The organism is Gammaproteobacteria bacterium, from assembly GCA_036381015.1.
Classification (GTDB): domain Bacteria; phylum Pseudomonadota; class Gammaproteobacteria; order Steroidobacterales; family Rariloculaceae; genus ZC4RG20.
This window is the reverse complement of record DASVDR010000011.1, coordinates 1-17,175: the sequence shown is the minus strand read 5'-3', so window position 1 is coordinate 17,175 and position 17,175 is coordinate 1. Positions and strand designations below refer to the sequence as shown.

The 17,175-nt window shown below is 65.6% G+C and carries 18 protein-coding genes; 10 read left to right on the top strand and 8 right to left on the bottom strand.

From position 1 onward, the window contains the following. Positions 1–58: 58 nt before the first annotated feature. From VF329_04430 to gyrA, 3 genes are read right to left on the bottom strand one after another with little or no spacing between them, the layout of a single operon-like run. On the bottom strand, positions 59–1,237 hold the full coding sequence (locus VF329_04430) for a phosphoglycerate dehydrogenase (protein HEX7080239.1): 1,179 nt from the start codon (positions 1,235–1,237) through the stop codon (positions 59–61). Continuing rightward, positions 1,237–2,319, bottom strand: coding sequence for a 3-phosphoserine/phosphohydroxythreonine transaminase (gene serC / locus VF329_04425; protein HEX7080238.1), 1,083 nt, complete (start codon positions 2,317–2,319; stop codon positions 1,237–1,239). The genes VF329_04430 and serC overlap by 1 nt, the downstream gene beginning before the upstream one ends. Positions 2,320–2,373: 54 nt before the next feature. Then, positions 2,374–4,962 carry a DNA gyrase subunit A gene (gyrA, locus tag VF329_04420; protein HEX7080237.1) on the bottom strand — a complete coding sequence of 863 codons (2,589 nt, stop codon included), beginning with the start codon at positions 4,960–4,962 and terminating at the stop codon, positions 2,374–2,376. Between the two features lie 277 nt (positions 4,963–5,239). On the opposite strand from gyrA, the gene VF329_04415 reads away from it, so the two are divergent. From VF329_04415 to VF329_04395, 5 genes are read left to right on the top strand one after another with little or no spacing between them, the layout of a single operon-like run. After that, a complete protein-coding gene (locus VF329_04415; GenBank protein HEX7080236.1) occupies positions 5,240–6,580 on the top strand; it encodes a TRZ/ATZ family hydrolase in 1,341 nt (446 codons plus the stop codon). Continuing rightward, positions 6,577–7,299: a bifunctional 2-polyprenyl-6-hydroxyphenol methylase/3-demethylubiquinol 3-O-methyltransferase UbiG gene (ubiG, locus tag VF329_04410; protein HEX7080235.1), complete on the top strand. Its 723-nt coding sequence runs from the start codon at positions 6,577–6,579 to the stop codon at positions 7,297–7,299. The genes VF329_04415 and ubiG overlap by 4 nt, the downstream gene beginning before the upstream one ends. After that, positions 7,296–7,976: an HAD-IA family hydrolase gene (locus tag VF329_04405; GenBank protein HEX7080234.1), complete on the top strand. Its 681-nt coding sequence runs from the start codon at positions 7,296–7,298 to the stop codon at positions 7,974–7,976. Before ubiG ends, VF329_04405 begins: the two co-directional genes overlap by 4 nt. Beyond that, entirely contained in the window at positions 7,963–9,333 is a 1,371-nt protein-coding gene (locus tag VF329_04400; GenBank protein ID HEX7080233.1) for a DNA recombination protein RmuC, read from the top strand. Before VF329_04405 ends, VF329_04400 begins: the two co-directional genes overlap by 14 nt. A 10-nt stretch (positions 9,334–9,343) precedes the next feature. Next, positions 9,344–10,087, top strand: a complete 744-nt coding sequence (locus tag VF329_04395; protein HEX7080232.1) for a YciK family oxidoreductase — start codon at positions 9,344–9,346, stop codon at positions 10,085–10,087. Between the two features lie 60 nt (positions 10,088–10,147). On the opposite strand, the gene VF329_04390 is transcribed toward VF329_04395, so the two are convergent. From VF329_04390 to VF329_04370, 5 genes are all read right to left on the bottom strand, one after another. Then, positions 10,148–10,900: a pseudouridine synthase gene (locus tag VF329_04390; protein ID HEX7080231.1), complete on the bottom strand. Its 753-nt coding sequence runs from the start codon at positions 10,898–10,900 to the stop codon at positions 10,148–10,150. Between the two features lie 31 nt (positions 10,901–10,931). Continuing rightward, the gene (gene scpB, locus VF329_04385; protein HEX7080230.1) at positions 10,932–11,987 is read right to left on the bottom strand and encodes an SMC-Scp complex subunit ScpB; all 1,056 of its coding nucleotides are present in this window, start codon (positions 11,985–11,987) and stop codon (positions 10,932–10,934) included. 8 nt (positions 11,988–11,995) lie between these two features. Next, positions 11,996–12,808, bottom strand: a complete 813-nt coding sequence (locus VF329_04380; GenBank protein HEX7080229.1) for a segregation/condensation protein A — start codon at positions 12,806–12,808, stop codon at positions 11,996–11,998. Positions 12,809–12,906: 98 nt separating this feature from the next. Further along, positions 12,907–13,575 carry a site-2 protease family protein gene (locus VF329_04375; GenBank protein ID HEX7080228.1) on the bottom strand — a complete coding sequence of 223 codons (669 nt, stop codon included), beginning with the start codon at positions 13,573–13,575 and terminating at the stop codon, positions 12,907–12,909. 30 nt (positions 13,576–13,605) lie between these two features. Next, a complete protein-coding gene (locus tag VF329_04370; GenBank protein HEX7080227.1) occupies positions 13,606–14,229 on the bottom strand; it encodes an L-threonylcarbamoyladenylate synthase in 624 nt (207 codons plus the stop codon). Between the two features lie 180 nt (positions 14,230–14,409). Here VF329_04370 and VF329_04365 point away from each other — a divergent pair, with 180 nt between their 5' ends. From VF329_04365 to VF329_04345, 5 genes are all read left to right on the top strand, one after another. Next, positions 14,410–14,961, top strand: a complete 552-nt coding sequence (locus VF329_04365; protein HEX7080226.1) for a septation protein A — start codon at positions 14,410–14,412, stop codon at positions 14,959–14,961. 5 nt (positions 14,962–14,966) lie between these two features. Further along, a complete protein-coding gene (locus VF329_04360; GenBank protein HEX7080225.1) occupies positions 14,967–15,266 on the top strand; it encodes a YciI family protein in 300 nt (99 codons plus the stop codon). Further along, on the top strand, positions 15,263–15,544 hold the full coding sequence (locus VF329_04355; protein HEX7080224.1) for a BolA family protein: 282 nt from the start codon (positions 15,263–15,265) through the stop codon (positions 15,542–15,544). Before VF329_04360 ends, VF329_04355 begins: the two co-directional genes overlap by 4 nt. A gap of 20 nt (positions 15,545–15,564) precedes the next feature. Beyond that, positions 15,565–16,392: a peptidylprolyl isomerase gene (locus VF329_04350; GenBank protein HEX7080223.1), complete on the top strand. Its 828-nt coding sequence runs from the start codon at positions 15,565–15,567 to the stop codon at positions 16,390–16,392. 580 nt (positions 16,393–16,972) lie between these two features. Continuing rightward, positions 16,973–17,175 (top strand): hypothetical protein (locus VF329_04345; GenBank protein HEX7080222.1); only part of this gene is annotated, 203 nt, incomplete at its 3' end.

Below are 17,175 nucleotides of genomic sequence, written 5' to 3'. Positions count from 1 at the left end.
CGCGTTGCGCGCGGCCGGCCGGCACGTGCGATCACGAGATTCACGCCTCTCATGCCCCTTACGCCGGTTCCGGCAGCACGCGCGCGGACAGGACGCCGTTGATGCCGCGGATGCGCTCCAGGCAGCCGTCGCCTATCGGCCCGTCGAGGTCGACGAGCGTGTAGCCGATCTCGCCGCGCGAGACGTTCAACATGTCGTTGATGTTGATGTTCTCGCTCGCGACGCACGAGGAGATCTGCGCCACCATGTTGGGGACGTTCAGGTGCGGGACGGCGATGCGGTACGGCCGGTCCCGGTTCAACGTGGCCTCCGGGAAGTTGACGGAATGGCGGACATTGCCGCTCTCGAGGTACTCCTTCAGGTTCTCGGCCACCATTACCGCGCAGTTCTCCTCGGCCTCGCGCGTGGAGGCGCCCAGGTGCGGCAGGCAAATCGCCCGCGGATGATTCTTGAGCTTCTCCGTCGGGAAATCGGTGACGTAGTGGCTCAGCCTGCCCGAGTCGAGCGCCTCGATCACGGCGTCGACGTCCACCACGCCTTCCCGCGCGAAGTTCAGCACGACCGAGCCCTGCCGCATCAGACGCAGCCGCTCGGCGTTGATCAGGTGACGCGTATCGCTCGTGAGCGGCACGTGAACGGTGACGATGTCCGCGCGGGTGAACAGATCCTCGAGGTTTACGGCCTGCTGCACACCGGAGGACATTTGCCAGGCGCGCTGCACGGTGATCTTCGGGTCGTGCCCGATCACCTGCATGCCGAGCCCGAGCGCCGCGTTCGCGACCTCCACGCCGATGGCGCCGAGCCCGATGACGCCGAGCGTCCTCGTCGGCAGCTCGAAGCCGACGAACTGCTTCTTCGCGGCCTCGACCTGGCGGGCGAGCTCCTCGTCCGAGCCGTCGAGCTTGCGGACGAAATCCCAGGCTTCGACCACGTTGCGCGCGGCGAGGAACAGGCTCGCAAGCACGAGCTCCTTGACCGCGTTCGCGTTCGCGCCGGGGGCGTTGAAGACCGGCACGCCTCGACGGCTCAGCTCCGCGACCGGGATGTTGTTCACGCCCGCCCCGGCCCGCGCGACCGCGAGCACGCTCGAGGGGATGTCCATGTCGTGCATGTTGTGCGACCGGACCAGGATCGCGTCCGGACGCGCGATGTCGGAGGCGATCTCGTAACGCTCGCGCGGAAAGCGACGGAGCCCGGCGAGCGCAATGTTGTTCAGCGTCAGGATCTTGAACCGCATCAGGCCCTCCGCTTCTCGAAGTCCGCCATGAACTCGATCAGCGCCTGGACGCCTTCCAGCGGCATGGCATTGTACAGGCTCGCCCGCATGCCTCCGACGAGGCGATGCCCCTTCAGGTTCGTGAGGCCGGCCGCCTTCGACTCCTCGAGGAAGGTCTTGTCGAGCGACGGATCGGCGAGCGTGAACGGCACGTTCATCCATGAGCGGCAGTCCGCGCGCACGGCGTTCGAGTAGAAGTCCGAAGCGTCGATGGCCGCATAGAGCGCTTCCGCCTTGGCGCGGTTGCGCTCGCCCATGACGGCGAGCCCGCCCTGCTCGGCCAGCCACTCGAAAATCAGGCCGGCGAGATACCAGGCGAACGTCGGCGGCGTGTTCCACATCGAGTTGGACTCGGCCATGATCTTGTAATCGAAGACGCCGGGCGTCTCGCGCCGCGCGCGGCCGATCAAATCCTCCCGGACGATGACGATGCCGAGACCCGCGGGGCCGATGTTCTTCTGCGCGCCGGCATAGATCACGCCGAAGCGGCCGACGTCGAGCGGCCGCGACAGGATCGTGGACGACATGTCGGCCACGAGCGGCGCTTCGCCGACCTCCGGAATCGAATGGAACTCCACGCCGACGATCGTCTCGTTCGGCGTGTAATGCACGTAGGCGGCGTTCTTCGAGAGCCGCCACTCGGAGCGATCCGGGATGAGCGTGTAGCCCGACTCGGCCGCGTCCGCGGCGATGTTGACCTCGGCATAGCGCGCGGCCTCCCCCGCGGCCTTCTTGCCCCAGCTGCCGGTCAGCACGTAGTCGACCGTAGCGTCGGGCGGCGCGAGATTGAGCGGCACGGCCGCGAACTGCGCAGTGGCGCCGCCGGGGAGAAAGAGCACGCGGTAACCGTCGGGCACCTCGAGGAGCGCCCGCAAGGCGCTCTCCGCCCGGGCCGCGCACTCGATGAAGTCCGCTCCGCGGTGGCTCACCTCCATCACGGACATTCCGCTGTCCTTCCAGTCGAGCAGCTCGGCCTGTGCGCGGCGCAGCACGGCTTCGGGCAGCATCGCCGGGCCCGCGCTGAAGTTGTACACTCGATTCATCCTGTAACTATCCGTCCCTAAAGCATTACCGGCCGACTCCGTCCGGCCGAGTCGTCACCCCTCGTCGGAGGCCCCGTCGGCGCCGTAGGCCGCGCCGTTCCCGCCGTCGTCCTGCAAGGCCTCGACCCGCTCGATGCCGACCAGCCGGTCGCCCTCGTCGAGCCGAATGAGCCGCACGCCCTGAGTGTTTCGGCCGAGCATCGAGATCTCGGAGACCGGTGTGCGCACCAGTGTTCCCGCCGACGTGATGAGCATGACCTCGTCGTCGGGCGAGACTTGCAGAGCGCCGACGACGCGGCCGTTGCGCTCGCTCGTGCGAATCGAGATCACGCCCTGGCCGCCGCGCCCCTGCACGGGAAACTCGTCGACGGACGTGAGCTTCCCGTAGCCGTTCTCGGTGGCGAGGAGAAGCGGGCCTTGCTCGAGAATGCTGACCGCGATCACCTCGTCGCCTTGCCCGGAGAGCTTCAAACCGCGCACGCCCGCCGCCGTCCGGCCCATCGGCCGCACGCCCTCCTCCGAGAAGCGAATCGCCTTGCCGGAGCTCGCGAACAGCATGATGTCCTGCTTCCCGTCGGTGATGCCGGCGCCGATCAGCCGGTCGTCCGGCCGCAAGTCGATCGCGATGATGCCGTTCGTTCTCGGACGCGAGAACGCGATCAGCGGCGTCTTCTTCACGGTGCCCTGCATCGTGGCGAAGAACACGTACTTGTCTTCGTCGTAGGACTTCACGGGCAGCACGGCGTTAATCCGCTCGTCGGCTTCGAGCGGCAGCAGATTCACGATCGGACGGCCGCGCGAGCCGGAGCCCGCCTGCGGCAGCTGGTACACCTTGAGCCAGTACACCTTGCCGCGGCTCGAGAAGCAGAGCAGCGTGTCGTGCGAGTGCGCGATGAAAAGCTGGTCGATGAAGTCCTCGTCTCGGACGCGAGCCGCGGCCCGGCCGCGCCCGCCGCGGCGTTGAGCCTGGTAGTCCTCGACCGGCTGCGCCTTCGCGTACCCCGCATGCGAAAGCGTGACGACCAGCGACGCCTCCGGTATCAGGTCCTCGATCGTCAGGTCGTTGTAATCCTCGACGATCTCGGTGCGACGCGGGTCCGCGTAACGGTCGCGCACTTCGACGAGCTCGCCGCGAATGACGGACTGCAGCTTCTCGGGATCGGACAAGATTTGAAGAAATTCGTGAATATTATCTATCAACCCCCCGTATTCTTGGGAGATTTTTTCCTGCTCGAGCCCCGTCAACCGGTGCAGGCGCAGGTCGAGGATCGCTTGCGCCTGGACCGTGGAGAGGCGGTACCCGCCCTCCATGAGGCCGCACTCCTCGGTCAGATCCTCGGGGCGGGTGTTCGCGGCGCCGGCACGCTCGAGCATGCCGACGACCGCGCCGGGCGCCCAGACCCGGTCACAGAGAGCGACGCGCGCCTCGGCCGGCGAAGGCGACGACTTGATCAGCGCAATCACCTCGTCGATGTTCGCAAGCGCCACCATCTGCCCTTCGAGGACGTGGGCGCGCTCACGGGCCTTGCGAAGATCGTAGAGCGTGCGCCGCGTGACGACCTCGCGCCGATGGCGCAGGAAGGCCTCGAGCAGCTCCTTCAGCGTGAGGAGCCGCGGTTGCCCGTCCACGAGGCCGACCATGTTGATGCCGAAGACGCTCTGCAGCGGCGTTTGCTTGAACAGATTGTTCAGCACGACGTCGGACATCTCGCCGCGGCGGAGCTCGATGACGATGCGCATGCCGTCCTTGTCGGATTCGTCGCGCAGCTCGCTGATGCCTTCGAGGCGCTTCTCGCGGACGAGCTCGGCGATCTTCTCGATCAGGCGCGCCTTGTTGACCTGGTACGGCAGCTCCGTGACGATGATCGCCTCGCGGCCGCTGCGCTCGTCGATCTCCTCGACGTGCGTACGCGCGCGCACGTAGATGCGGCCTCGGCCCGTGGTATAGGCGCTGACGATGCCCTGCACCCCGTGAATCTGCCCAGCCGTGGGGAAATCCGGGCCGGGAACGTGCTTGAGCAGCTCCGCGATGCTGATCGAAGGGGTCTCGAGCAGCGCGAGGCACGCGTTGACGACCTCGCCGAGATTGTGCGGCGGAATGTTCGTCGCCATCCCGACCGCGATGCCCGAGGAGCCGTTGATCAGCAGGTTCGGGATGCGCGTGGGCAGGACGGAAGGCTCGCGCTCGGACTCGTCGTAGTTCGGGACGAAATCGACCGTTTCCTTCTCGATGTCGGCGAGCAGCTCCTGCGTGATGCGCGCCATCCGCACCTCGGTGTAGCGCATCGCCGCCGGCGCGTCGCCGTCGACCGAGCCGAAGTTGCCCTGCCCGTCGATCAGCAGGTAGCGCATCGAGAAATCCTGCGCGAGGCGGACGATCGCGTCGTACACCGCGGCGTCGCCGTGCGGGTGATACTTACCGATCACGTCGCCGACCACGCGGGCGGACTTCTTGTACGGCCGGTTGTAGTCGTTCCCGAGCTCGCGCATCGCATGCAGCACCCGGCGGTGCACGGGTTTCAACCCGTCGCGGACGTCCGGGAGCGCTCGCCCGACGATCACGCTCATCGCGTAATCGAGGTACGACTGCCGCATCTCGTCCTCGAGATTGACGGGCAGGATTTCCTTCGCGCCTTCAGCCATTCGTTTCGCTCAAAAATACGGTCCCTGTCTCCCTTGACGCGTCACCAAGGAGAACTCGAGAGAAACGCGAGGTATGGTGTTCAGGGCCCGCGCACCTGCGGGGCCGGCCACTGCTGTCGACCGAAAACGGCAGCCGGACAGACAGGATTCAAGTGCTCAAAAAACAAAACGAATTCTACCACAGGGAGGCGCCTTTCGCAGGTCCGGCAAGACCCTCGAGAGGCTATACTTGCGCCGGCGCCGTGCACCGGTAGCGGGCCCGGCCGAGGGAGCGAGAATGGCCGAACGCATCGATACCCTGATCTGCCCGCGCTGGACGGTTCCGGTCGAGCCGGAGGTGTGCGCGAACGAAGATTTCGCCGTGGCGATCGACCGCGGCAGGATCGTCGCGGTGCTGCCGCGCGCGGAAGCCGAAACCCGCTTCGCGCCGGACGCGCTGCACGAGCGCCCCGATCACGTCCTGATGCCGGGCCTCGTCAACGCCCATTGCCATGCGGCGATGTCGCTGTTCCGGGGCTTCGCGGACGACCTCCCGCTCGACCGCTGGCTCGGGGAGCGGATTTGGCCTGCCGAAGCGAAATGGGTGAACCCGGAGATGGTGCGCGATGGCACACGTCTCGCGATCGCCGAAATGCTGAAGGGCGGCATCACCTGCTTCTCCGACATGTACTACTTTCCCGACGTCGTCGCGGAAACGGCGCTCGAGGCCGGCATGCGGGCCGTCGTCGGCATGATCGCCATCGAGTTCCCGACGGTCTGGGCTGCGACGGCCGACGAGTACATCAGCAAGGGCTTGGCGGTGCGGGACAGGTACAAAGGCAGTCCGCTGATCTCCACCACGTTCGCGCCGCATGCGCCCTACTCGACGTCCGACGCGACCCTCGCGCGCATTCGTCAGCTCGCCGACGAGCTCGACGTCCCCGTGCACACTCACCTGCACGAGACCGCATCCGAGGTCGCCGAGGCCGTGGCCGCCACCGGCAGGCGCCCGCTCGCCCGCCTCGACGCCCTCGGTCTGCTGACCCCCGCCCTGATCGGCGTGCACGCCACGCAGCTCCTCGAGGAGGAAATCCAAGCGCTTGCGAACGCGGGCTCGAGCATCGTTCACTGCCCGCGCTCGAACATGAAGCTTGCGAGCGGCGCTTGCCCGGTTCACGCGCTGCTGCGCGCGGGCGTCAACGTCGCTCTCGGCACGGACGGCGCCGCGAGCAACAATCGCCTCGATCTCTGGTCGGAAATGGGCGCCGCGGCGCTGCTCGGGAAATGCACGGCGGGAGACCCGACGGCGGTGCCGGCCCGCGCGGCGATTCGAATGGCGACGCTGAACGGCGCGAAAGCCGTGGGCCTCGAGCAGGAGATCGGAACGCTTGCGGCCGGCAAGGCGGCAGACGTCATTTGCGTCGCGCTGAGCGACGTCGCGCTGCAGCCCGTGCTCGATCCGCTCTCGCAGCTGGTTTACTCTGCGTCGCGCGAGCACGTCACCGACGTATGGGTCGCAGGCGAGCACCTGATCGTCGACGGCGTGCACGCACGCATGGACGTGGGCGCCGTCTGCGAGAGCGCCGCTCGCTGGAGCGAGCGGCTCCTGGCGGCACGTTCGGCACCGGGAGCATCATGAGCACGACGACGGGCGCAGCGGGCAGCGCCGATCCTGCGGAGCTCGAAAAATTCTCCGCGCTGTCCGCGGACTGGTGGGACCCCGACGGTCCTTTCGCGACGCTGCACCGGATCAACGCGCTGCGGCTCGATTATGTGCGCCGCCGCGTCGCGCTCGAGTCAGCCCAGGTCCTCGACGTCGGGTGCGGAGGCGGCATTTTCAGCGAGGCTCTCGCGGCCGAAGGCGCGAACGTCACGGGTATCGACATGGCGCCCGCGTGCATCGACATCGCCCGCTCGCACGCGGCGCTGAGCGGCCTCTCCATCGACTACCAATGCACCGACGTCGCCTCGGTCGCGAAGGCCCGCGAGGGCGAGTTCGACGCGGTCACCTGTTTCGAGCTTCTCGAGCACGTGCCGCATCCGGAAGACGTGGTCGCCGCGTGCGCGGCCGCGGTCAAGCCGGGCGGGGCGGTGTTCTTCTCCACGATCAACCGCAACGTCAAGAGCTTCCTGTTCGCGATCGTCGGAGCAGAGCACGTCCTCCGCATCGTGCCCCGCGGCACGCACGAATATCTGAAGCTGATCCGGCCTTCGGAGCTTGCCGCATGGTGCAGGCGAAGCGGTCTCGCCCTCGAGGAGCTGACCGGCTTGCATTTCAATCCCCTGCTCGACCGCTACTCATTGGGCGGCAACGTCGACGTCAATTATTTCGCCCATACGCGCAAAGCCGCGACATGAGCGTCGACGCGGTACTCTTCGACCTCGACGGCACGCTCGTCGACACCGCTCCGGATCTCGTTGCGGTGCTGAATCGGCTGCTCGCGGAAGCGGGGAAGCCGCCCGTTCCCTATGCCGTCGCGCGCAACGAGGTCTCGAACGGCGCGCTCGGGCTGATCCGTCTCGGTTTCGGTGCCGAGACGTCTCCGGCCGCCATCGAGCAGCTGCGCGCCAGGTTCCTCGAGATCTACTCGGGCGCGGTATGCGCAAAATCTCGGTTATTCCTATCGTTAGAGAAACTTGTTAATCTTGGATCTCCTAAAAGATGGGGGATCGTGACGAACAAACCTCACGAGATGACAGTCCCGTTGCTCGAGCGTCTCGGGGTCGCGGAGCGATTCGGCTCGGTGGTGAGCGGCGACCGGCTTCCACAGAAGAAGCCGGACCCCGCGCCGCTGTTGCTCGCGGCCGAAGAGCTCGGCGCGTCGCCCTCACGATGCGTCTACGTCGGAGACGCGCCGCGCGACATCGAGGCCGGGCGCGCCGCGGGCATGGCGACGATCGCGGCCGCATACGGCTACATTCGTCCCGGCAACGACGTGCGCGCCTGGAGCGCGGACCTCCTCGTCCGCCACCCGAGCGGACTTGCGGCGGCGATCGACACGTTGGCTCGCCGGAAGGCCGATGACGCTGCCTGATACCGTCTCGTTCGGGCTGTTTCTGCTCGGCGCGGGCTCCTGCCTTCTCGTCGGTGCGCTCGCGGGGCTCGCGATCGGGCACGTCGGCCGCGTGCGGCTAAAGGCCGCCCTCCAGGTACGGACGGCGGAGCTTCAAGCGCGGGCGAGCGCCGAGGCGGAGCGGGAGGCGGCGCTCGCGCTCGCGAGCGAGCGTCTGAGCGCGACCTTCGGCGAGCTCGCGAGCCAGCAGTTCCGGTCGCATGCCGACACGTTCCTGAAGCTTGCCCGTGAAAGCATGGGCGTGCACCACGAGCGAGCGAAAGGAGATTTGGCCGCGCGCGAGCAGGCCATCGAGAACCTCGTGCGGCCGATACGCGAGGCGCTGCAGCGCACGGACGTTCAGCTTCAAGAGCTCGAGAAGTCGCGCCGCGAATCGCAGGCCGTGTTGCAGGCGCAGCTCGAGGCGATCACGGCGAGCCAACGCGAGCTGAGCGTCGAGACGCGGAACCTCGTGAGCGCGCTGCGGCGCCCCGAGGTTCGCGGCCAATGGGGCGAGATCACGCTGCGCCGTCTAGTGGAGCTCGCGGGAATGGTCGAGCATTGCGACTTCGTGAGCCAGAGTCACCGGGCGACGGCGGACGGCGCGATCCGCCCGGACATGGTGATCCATCTCCCCGAAGGGCGGCAGCTCGTCGTCGACGTGAAGACGCCCCTCGATGCCTATCTCGATGCGATTCAATCGGAGGACGAGGCGGCGAAGCGCGCCGCATTCGCGCGCCACGCAGCGACGCTAGCCGAGCGGGTACGAGAGCTGAGCGCGAAGGCCTACTGGACTCAGTTCGAAAAGAGCCCCGAGTTCGTCATCCTGTTCATTCCCGGCGATCAGTTTCTGAGCGCCGCTCTGTCGCAGCGCCCTGCGCTTCTGGACGAGGCGCTGCGGCAAAACATCATTCTCGCGACGCCGACGAGCTTGGTCGCGCTGCTCAAGGCCGTGGCCTATGGCTGGCAGCAGGTCACGCTCACGGAGAACGCCGCGGAGATCCGCCGCATCGGGACGCAGCTCTACGAGCGATTGAACTCGTTCGCAGGTCACCTTCTCCAGGTCGGCAAGTCGCTCGGCGACAGCGTCAAGGCCTATAACCGCGGCATCGGTTCGCTCGAGCGGTTGGTCCTGCCTGGGGCGCGCCGCTTCACGGAACTCGGCGTTACGCCGCGGCAGGAGTTGCCTACGCTGTCGCCGATAGAGGAATCTCCGCGCGAGGGCGCCGCCGTCGTCGAGGCGAGCAATGCAGAGTGCGCCGACGCGGCCGACATGGGGCGCGACTCGGACGACGCCGAGGTTGCGGACCGCCTTGCGGTCTCCACCGCACGCGAATAGCCTCGGACGGATGGATCCCTGGAGCTACTCGCCGCGCGCCGGCCTGCTCGAAGGCCGCGTCATTCTGATCACCGGCACGACGCGGGGGATTGGCCGCGCGCTCGCACTCGCCGCCGCGCGGCACGGCGCGACGGTGCTGCTCCATGGGCGCAATCGGCCTGCGCTCGAGCAACTCCATGACGAGGTCGCGAAGATCGGGCCGACGCCGGCGATCGCGCAACTCGACCTCGAGCGCGCGCAAGGGCCCGAGTACCAGCATCTGACCTCCGAGATCGAATCGAGCTTCGGACGGCTCGACGGTCTCGTGCACAATGCCGCGATTCTCGGCGACCGCAGCCCCATCGAGCACCACGACATCGGCGTATGGCAGCGCGTGATGCACGTGAACGTGAATACCGTCTTCATCCTTACGCGCTGCCTGTTGCCGCTGCTTAAGCAATCGCCGGATGCGTCGCTGATCTTCACGACGAGCGGCGTGGGCCGAAAGGGGCGGGCCTACTGGGGCGCGTATTCGGCGTCCAAATTCGCGGTGGAAGGGCTTGCGCAAATCCTCGCGGACGAGCTCGACAAGACGTCGATTCGCGTCAACTGCATCAACCCGGGTGCCACTCGAACGCAGATGCGCGCCCGCGCCTATCCGGCCGAGGACCCCGAGACGGTCAAGCCGCCGGAAGAGGTCGTCGGCCCGTATCTTTATCTGCTCGGCCCGGACAGTCGCGGCGTCTCCGGGCAGCGGCTCGATCCGGCAGGCTGAACGGAGGTCGAGCGGCCGACGGGCGCGCGAGCGCTGCGGCGAACGGACGGTCGCACGCGCTCATTCGCCGCCGGCGCGAGGCGGCGGCAGGTCGACGGCGGCGTAAAGCGCGCCGGCCTCGGCCTGCGTCAAAGGGCGTATCCCGCCGCGCGTCATGCGGCCGAGGCGCACCGGGCCGTAGCGCACGCGAATCAGCCGGCTCACCGGCAAACCCACCGCGTCGAACATGCGCCGCACTTCGCGTTTCCGGCCTTCCTTCAGCACGACGTGCAGCCATGTGTTCCGGCCGCTCCCGCCTCGCGGCTCGATGCTGTCGAATGCCGCGAGGCCGTCGTCGAGCACGACGCCGCGGCGCAAGCGGTGCAGTTGCGCTTCGTCCGGCGAGCCGAGCACGCGTACGGCGTATTCCCTCGTGATCTCGTAGCGCGGATGCATCAGACGATGCGCAAGCTCGCCGTCGGTGGTGAACAGCAGAAGGCCCGACGTGTTGAGGTCCAAGCGGCCGACGCTGATCCAGCGGCCGCGCGGCGCGCGCGGCAGGCGGTCGAAGACCTTCGCGCGGCGCTCCGGGTCGGCCGTCGTCGTGACCTCACCGGCCGGCTTGTAGTAGGCCAGGTGCGCATGCCGCCCGGCGGCGGGCTTCAAGCGGACGAGCCGACCGTTGACGACGACCCGCTCGGTGCCTTCGAGGCGGTCGCCCGGCTTCGCGACCCGGCCGTCGACCGCAACGCGCCCTTCGGCAATCCAGCGCTCGATCACGCGGCGCGACGCGACGCCCGCGTCGGCCAGCACCTTTTGAATTCTTTCGGCCACGGTCGGTCCGCTCGGCGCGCGGCGCGCCGATTCAACGCGCTTCGACCTTGGTCAGCTCCTCGTCGTCGTCCGCGCTCTCGTCGCCCTCGCTCTCGTCGCTCGCAAAAGGCTCGGCGGCATCCCGAAGGCGAAGCGACGGGGCTTCGTCGTCGGGCTCGGAGAGCGCTTCGAGAGCCGTCGCCGCCGGCTCGGGCTCCTCCGCCGGTCGCTCGGCTGCTTCGATCAACTCGGACAATGCCTCGGCTTCGATCGGCTCCGGCTCCGCGTTTGCTTCGGTCGGCTCCGACTCCGCGTGCGCTTCGGTCGGCTCCGACTCTGCGTCCGCTTCGGTCGGCTCGGGCGCTGCCGACGCCTCGATCGGCGCCGACTCTGCTGCCGCTTCTGTCTGCTCAGATCCTGTCGTCGCTTCGGCTGGCCGCTGCTCCGCAGCCTGTCCGGACGCCTCCGAGGCGGCGGCCGCCGTTGGGCCGTGCGCGTCGGCGTCGACTTCTGCCGTTCCCCCTTCTTCGGTCACGACGAGGGCGTCGATGAGATCGCTTTGAGGGCTGAGCTCCGGAAGCCCGTCCTTGATATCGGCGAGCGGAGGCAGGTCTTCGAGCTTGCGCAGCCCAAAGTAGTCGAGGAACTCCTTCGTCGTCCCGAACATCGCGGGCTTGCCGGGAACGTCACGGTGTCCCACGACACGAATCCAGTTTCTCTCCATCAATGTACGGATGATGTTCGTGCTCACGGCGACGCCGCGCACTTCCTCGATCTCGGCTCGGGTGATCGGCTGGCGATACGCGACCAGCGCAAGCGTCTCGAGCAGGGCACGGGTGTACCGAGGCGCTCGTTCCTCCCAAAGGGGCGTGAGCCAGTCGCTCATCGAGCGCCGGATCTGGATGCGGTAACCGCTCGCGACCTCTTTCAGCTCGATCCCCCTTTCCCGGTAATCCTCCGCGAGGGCATCGAGCGCAGCCTTCAGCATGGTCTTGTCGAGCTCGGACGCTTTCGTCGCGAAGAGCGAGGCGAGCGTATCCAGCGAAAGCGGACGACCGGCTGCCAACAGCGCAGCCTCGAGCACGTGCTTGACCTGGGTCTCGTCCATCGAGCGCCTCAGGCCTGCTCGGTCGCGTTGTCGGGCCGGACGGCCTCGGGGCGGGACTGAGCACTGCGCACGCGGATCGGCCCGTACGGCTCTGTTTGAACGACGTCGATGAGAGAACTCTTGAGCAACTCCAGAAGCGCGAGAAAAGTAACCGTGACCCCCATGCGTCCCTCCAGCGGGTCGAAGAGCTTGACGAAGTCGACGTAGCGCTCGCTCTGCACGGCAAGCAGCACGGCCGACATCCGCTCGCGCACCGAGAGCGCTTCGCGCTGCACGTGATGGTGAGCGAACATGTTCGAGCGGTCCAGCACCTCTTTGAAGGCGATCAACATCTCTTTTAGGGTGACGTCCGGAAGTTTCGTGACGACGCGCCGCTCGACGACCTCGCCCGATGCCTGTATGACGTCGCGCTCGAGCCGCTCGAGCGAATCCAAATCTTCGGCGGCCTTCTTGAATCGTTCGTATTCCTGAAGGCGACGAACGAGCTCCGCGCGCGGATCCTCTTCCTCTTCTTCCTGCGACTCCGCGCGCGGCAGCAGCATGCGCGACTTGATCTCGGCGAGCGTCGCGGCCATGACCAGATATTCGCCGACGAGCTCGAATTGCATCTCCTTCATCAGCTCGATGTACTCGACGTACTGCCGCGAGATCTCGGCGATCGGGATATCGAGGATGTCGAGATTCTGCCGTCGGATCAGGTAAAGAAGCAGATCGAGGGGACCCTCGAAGGCTTCGAGGAAGACCTCGAGCGCGTATGGCGGGATGTAGAGATCTCTCGGCAGCTGAGTGATCGGCTCGCCCTCTACGATGGCGAACGGCATTTCGGTTTGCGCCGGCGCGTTCGCTTCATCGTGCAACGGCGGCGGAACCTGCGGCACCAGCCGCAGGCGCGGCCGCTCGGATTGTTTCACGTCGGCGGTCAATTTCCGTATATCCCCGCGATGGAGACGAAGAAGTCGTTGAAAAACAGGATCGCCGGCTCGATGACCTGCCACAGCACCGTCATGAGGAGCACGAGCACGATGAGAATGCCGAACGGCTCGATCTGATTGAGCACCCGAGCACCGCTCGGCGGCAACAGGCCCGCGAGCACGCGCCCGCCGTCGAGCGGCGGGATCGGCAGCATGTTGAAGACCGCCAGGATCACGTTGATCAGGATACCCACGGTGCACGCATCGACGATCCAGTCGCCGATCGCGCCGCCGATCTGCAGGACCGAGAGTTGGACGGCCGCCAAAAGAGCCCACCCGAGCGCCATCAGCAGGTTCGAGCCCGGACCCGCTGCGGCGACGAGAATCATGTCGCGCCGAGGATTGCGGAGATTCGCGAACGAGACCGGCACGGGTTTGGCCCAACCGAAAATCGGGCCGCCGAGGAAGAGGAGCACGATCGGCAGAACGACGGTGCCGATCGGATCTACGTGCTTCAGGGGGTTCAGTGTGAGGCGGCCGGCAAATTGCGCGGTGGGATCCCCGAATAGCTTCGCGATCCACCCGTGTGCGACCTCGTGCAGCGTGATAGCAAAAAGAATTGGCACGGCTGCGACCGAGAGGTCGTACAGGACCGAGGCGATGTCTATCGGGGGCATCGGCGCATTATACGCGGTCGCGCGCGGGATTCAGGACAGGAAGGCGGAGGCGTCTCCCTTCCCCTGCCGTACCACGGTGACGTTGCCATCGGTCAGATCGAGGACCGTTGTCGGCTCCAGGCCACAGGTTCCGCCGTCGATGATCGCATCGACTTGCCGCTCCAGGCGGCCGCGCACGGCTTCCGCATCGGAAACGGGCAGCGCGTCGCCAGGCAGAAGCAGAGTCGAGCTCGTAATCGGCTCGCCGAGCACGTCGAGAAGCGCGGACACGATCTTGTGGTCAGGCACGCGAATTCCGATCGAGCGCTTTTTCGGGTCCCGAAGCCGCCTCGGCGCCTCATGCGTGGCGCGCAGAATGAACGTGTAGGGCCCCGGCGTAAGCGCCCGAAGCATCCGGTAAGCACGGTTGTCGACGCGTGCATAGTTGGAGATCTCGGAGAGATCCCGGCACACGAGCGTGAACTCGTGGTCCAAGTCGGCAGCCCGAATGCGGCGGATTCGGTCGACCGCCGCCTTGTCGGCGAGCCGGCACCCGAGCGCGTAACTCGAGTCGGTCGGATAGACGATGACGCCGCCTTCGCGCAGAATCTCCGCGGCCCGCTCCAGCAGCCTGCGCTGGGGATTTACGGGATGGATCTTGAAGAACTGGCTCACCGGCTCATTGTAAGACGCTTTCCGGCGCCGCCTGCCTGGTGAGCGGCGGGCCGGCGAGGCGAAAAAGGCCTTCGCCCAAGGTCGAAGGCCGCCCGGCGGCTCTAGCGCGTGCGCACGATGAGCCCCGCACCGACTTGGGTTAACATCTGCTGATCTCCCCCATCCCCCGCATCCCCGCACATGCAGCTACTGATTGATTTTGCTCCCATTGTCGTATTTTTCGTCGTTTACAAGCTCGCCGGCATCTACTGGGCGACTGCGGCGATCATTCTCGCGATGGGCGTCCAAATGGCGATTCAGTGGTTCCGGCAACGGACGATCAGCAAAATGCTGCTCGCCTCGAGCGCCATCGTTGCGGTGCTCGGCGGTATCACGCTGCTGCTGCGCGATCCGATATTCATTCAGTGGAAGCCCACCATAGTCAACTGGTTGTTCGCAGTTGCATTGCTCGGCAGCGAATTTATCGGCGAGAAGAACCTGATCGAGCGGGTGATGGGGCACGCAGTGCGGCTCGATGCCAGAATGTGGCGGCAGCTCAACATGATTTGGGTAGCAAACTTCGTCTTTCTCGGTGCCGCCAACCTCTACGTGGTGTACAACTTCGACGAAGACACGTGGGTGAATTTCAAGCTGTTCGGAATGCTCGGACTTACGCTCCTCACGGCTTTGGGGCAAGGGATCTGGATAGCCGCCCGAACTTCGGGTCACGGCGAAAGCCAAGAGGAGGCTTGATCGAGATGCTCTACGCCATATTCGGCCGAGATATCGAGAGCAGCTCGTCAAAGCGGGCCGCTGCGCGCCCCCGCCATTTGCAGTACGTCGAGCAGCTCGTCGACGAGGGGCGAATGGTATTTGCCGGTCCGCACCCGGCCATCGATAGCCCGGATCCCGGGCCGGCCGGTTTCACCGGCAGCCTCATCATCGCCGAATTTTCGTCGCTCGAAGCGGCTCGAGACTGGGTGTCACGCGACCCCTACTCGGTCGAAGGCGTATTCGCAGCCGTTGAAATTCAGCCGGTACTGCAAACACTTCCATGAACGACAGCCGCGTCTCGGCGATCCGCGCCCGTCTCGAAGCCGCTTTCCAACCGGAAGAGCTGGACGTCATCGACGAAAGCCGGCTGCATGTGGGACATCCGGGTGCACGAGAAGGTAAAGGGCACTTCAAGGTGCGCATCGTATCCAAGCGCTTCGCGGGGACGAATCCTCTCACGCGCCATCGGATGGTGTACGAAGCGCTCGACGATCTCATGAAGACGGAAATTCATGCGCTGAGCCTGGTGGCTTTCGCGCCCTCCCCTGCCAAGAAAGACTGATTACCACGCGAGGACTAGGCATGTACTCCAGAGGGATTATCGCCGTCGCTGCCGTTTCGATGTCGGTGCTCGGCTGCACGCAATCGAACGACGCGACAGACGCAGCATCTACGGCGGATCCCCTGGGGTCCGCGACTTTACAGGCCTCCGACGGTACACCGGTGCGCGAATCGTTCTTTCGCTATTACGCGACGAACGTGCTTCAGAAGTCTCCCGAGCAGCTCACCGATCAGGAGCGCGAAGCCATTCTGGAAAGTCTCGCCAACCTGGAGGCACTCGCGGACGAAGCGGAAGAACGCGGCCTGCCTAACGAAGAGCCGATTGCCGTACAGCTCGAGTTGCAGAGATTGCAGGTTCTAGCTCGATCGATGGTCAATCGGTTCGTTGAAGAGAATCCCCCGAGCGAAGAAGAGCTTCAAGCGGAGTATCAGGCGAGCGCCTCCGAGTTTGCGACGACCGAGCACAAAGCCCGCCATATTCTCGTCGAATCGGAGGACGAGGCGAAGGCTGTGATCGCAGACCTTCAGGGCGGCGCCGACTTCGCCGAGCTAGCTCAGGAGCGCTCCACCGATCCCTCGGCCGATTCGAACGGCGGCGATCTCGGTTGGTTCACCTCCGACTCGATGGTCGCGCCGTTTGCCGCCGCCGTCAGCGCAATGGAAGTGGGCACGTTCTCGTCTGAACCCGTCGAAACACAGTTCGGCTGGCACGTGATCCTCTTAGAGGACCGTCGCACCAGCGAACCACCCGGCCTCGACGCAGTCCGCGCTGAGATTACAAACCGAGTAACTCAGCGGAAGGTTGAGGAGTACCTAGTATCTTTGCGGTCAGTCACAAATGAACGTTAGGAATTTGATCTCTAGTCTCTACGGCTCTTGGGCTAGTGAAAGGTCCTCAGCAGCCACGCGATCAGCAGGCCGAATGAGATGATCATCAAGATGAACTAACGATTGAGCGATAACTAGGCCGCCCGGTACTGGCTGAATACCAGCGATAGCAAGGCTTTGAGAAGGTTCCAGACTCAATCCGGGCACGGAGGTGATGTCAATCGTTATTTCGCCGACAACTATCTGACCGATAGCTGATTTCACCTGGTCTACTCGACCTGCTATGAGCACAGTACTGGCGCCGGGAACAGATAGTTCATCGAATAGGTCGATTCTGGTCGCAACGAGTGCACCATCCTGAATTTGGGCCTCAACGTATGCTGTCTTTCCAACCGCACCACCTAGCCCACTGGGTGCGATACTAGGTTTCACCTTCAAGCTCTGACCAAGGACTTCGATTCGACTCTCGTTTGCCGCGGTTACGAGTCCATAGACCACAAGATCGCTGGCTGAGCTGGCATTCGTAGAGGCGCTGCGCTGGCTGCTGCCGGAGATGCTGCGCTGGCTGCTGCCCGAGATGCTGCGCTGACTGCTGCCGGAGATGCTGCGCTGGCTGCTGCCCGAGATGCTGCGCTGGCTGCTGCCGGAGATGCTGCGCTGGCTGCTGCCCGAGATGCTGCGCTGGCTGCTCCCGGAGATACTGCGTTGGCTGCTCCCGGAGATACTGCGTTGGCTGCTCCCGGAGATGCTGCGCTGGCTGCTCCCGGAGATACTGCGTTGGCTGCTGCCGGAGATGCTGCGCTG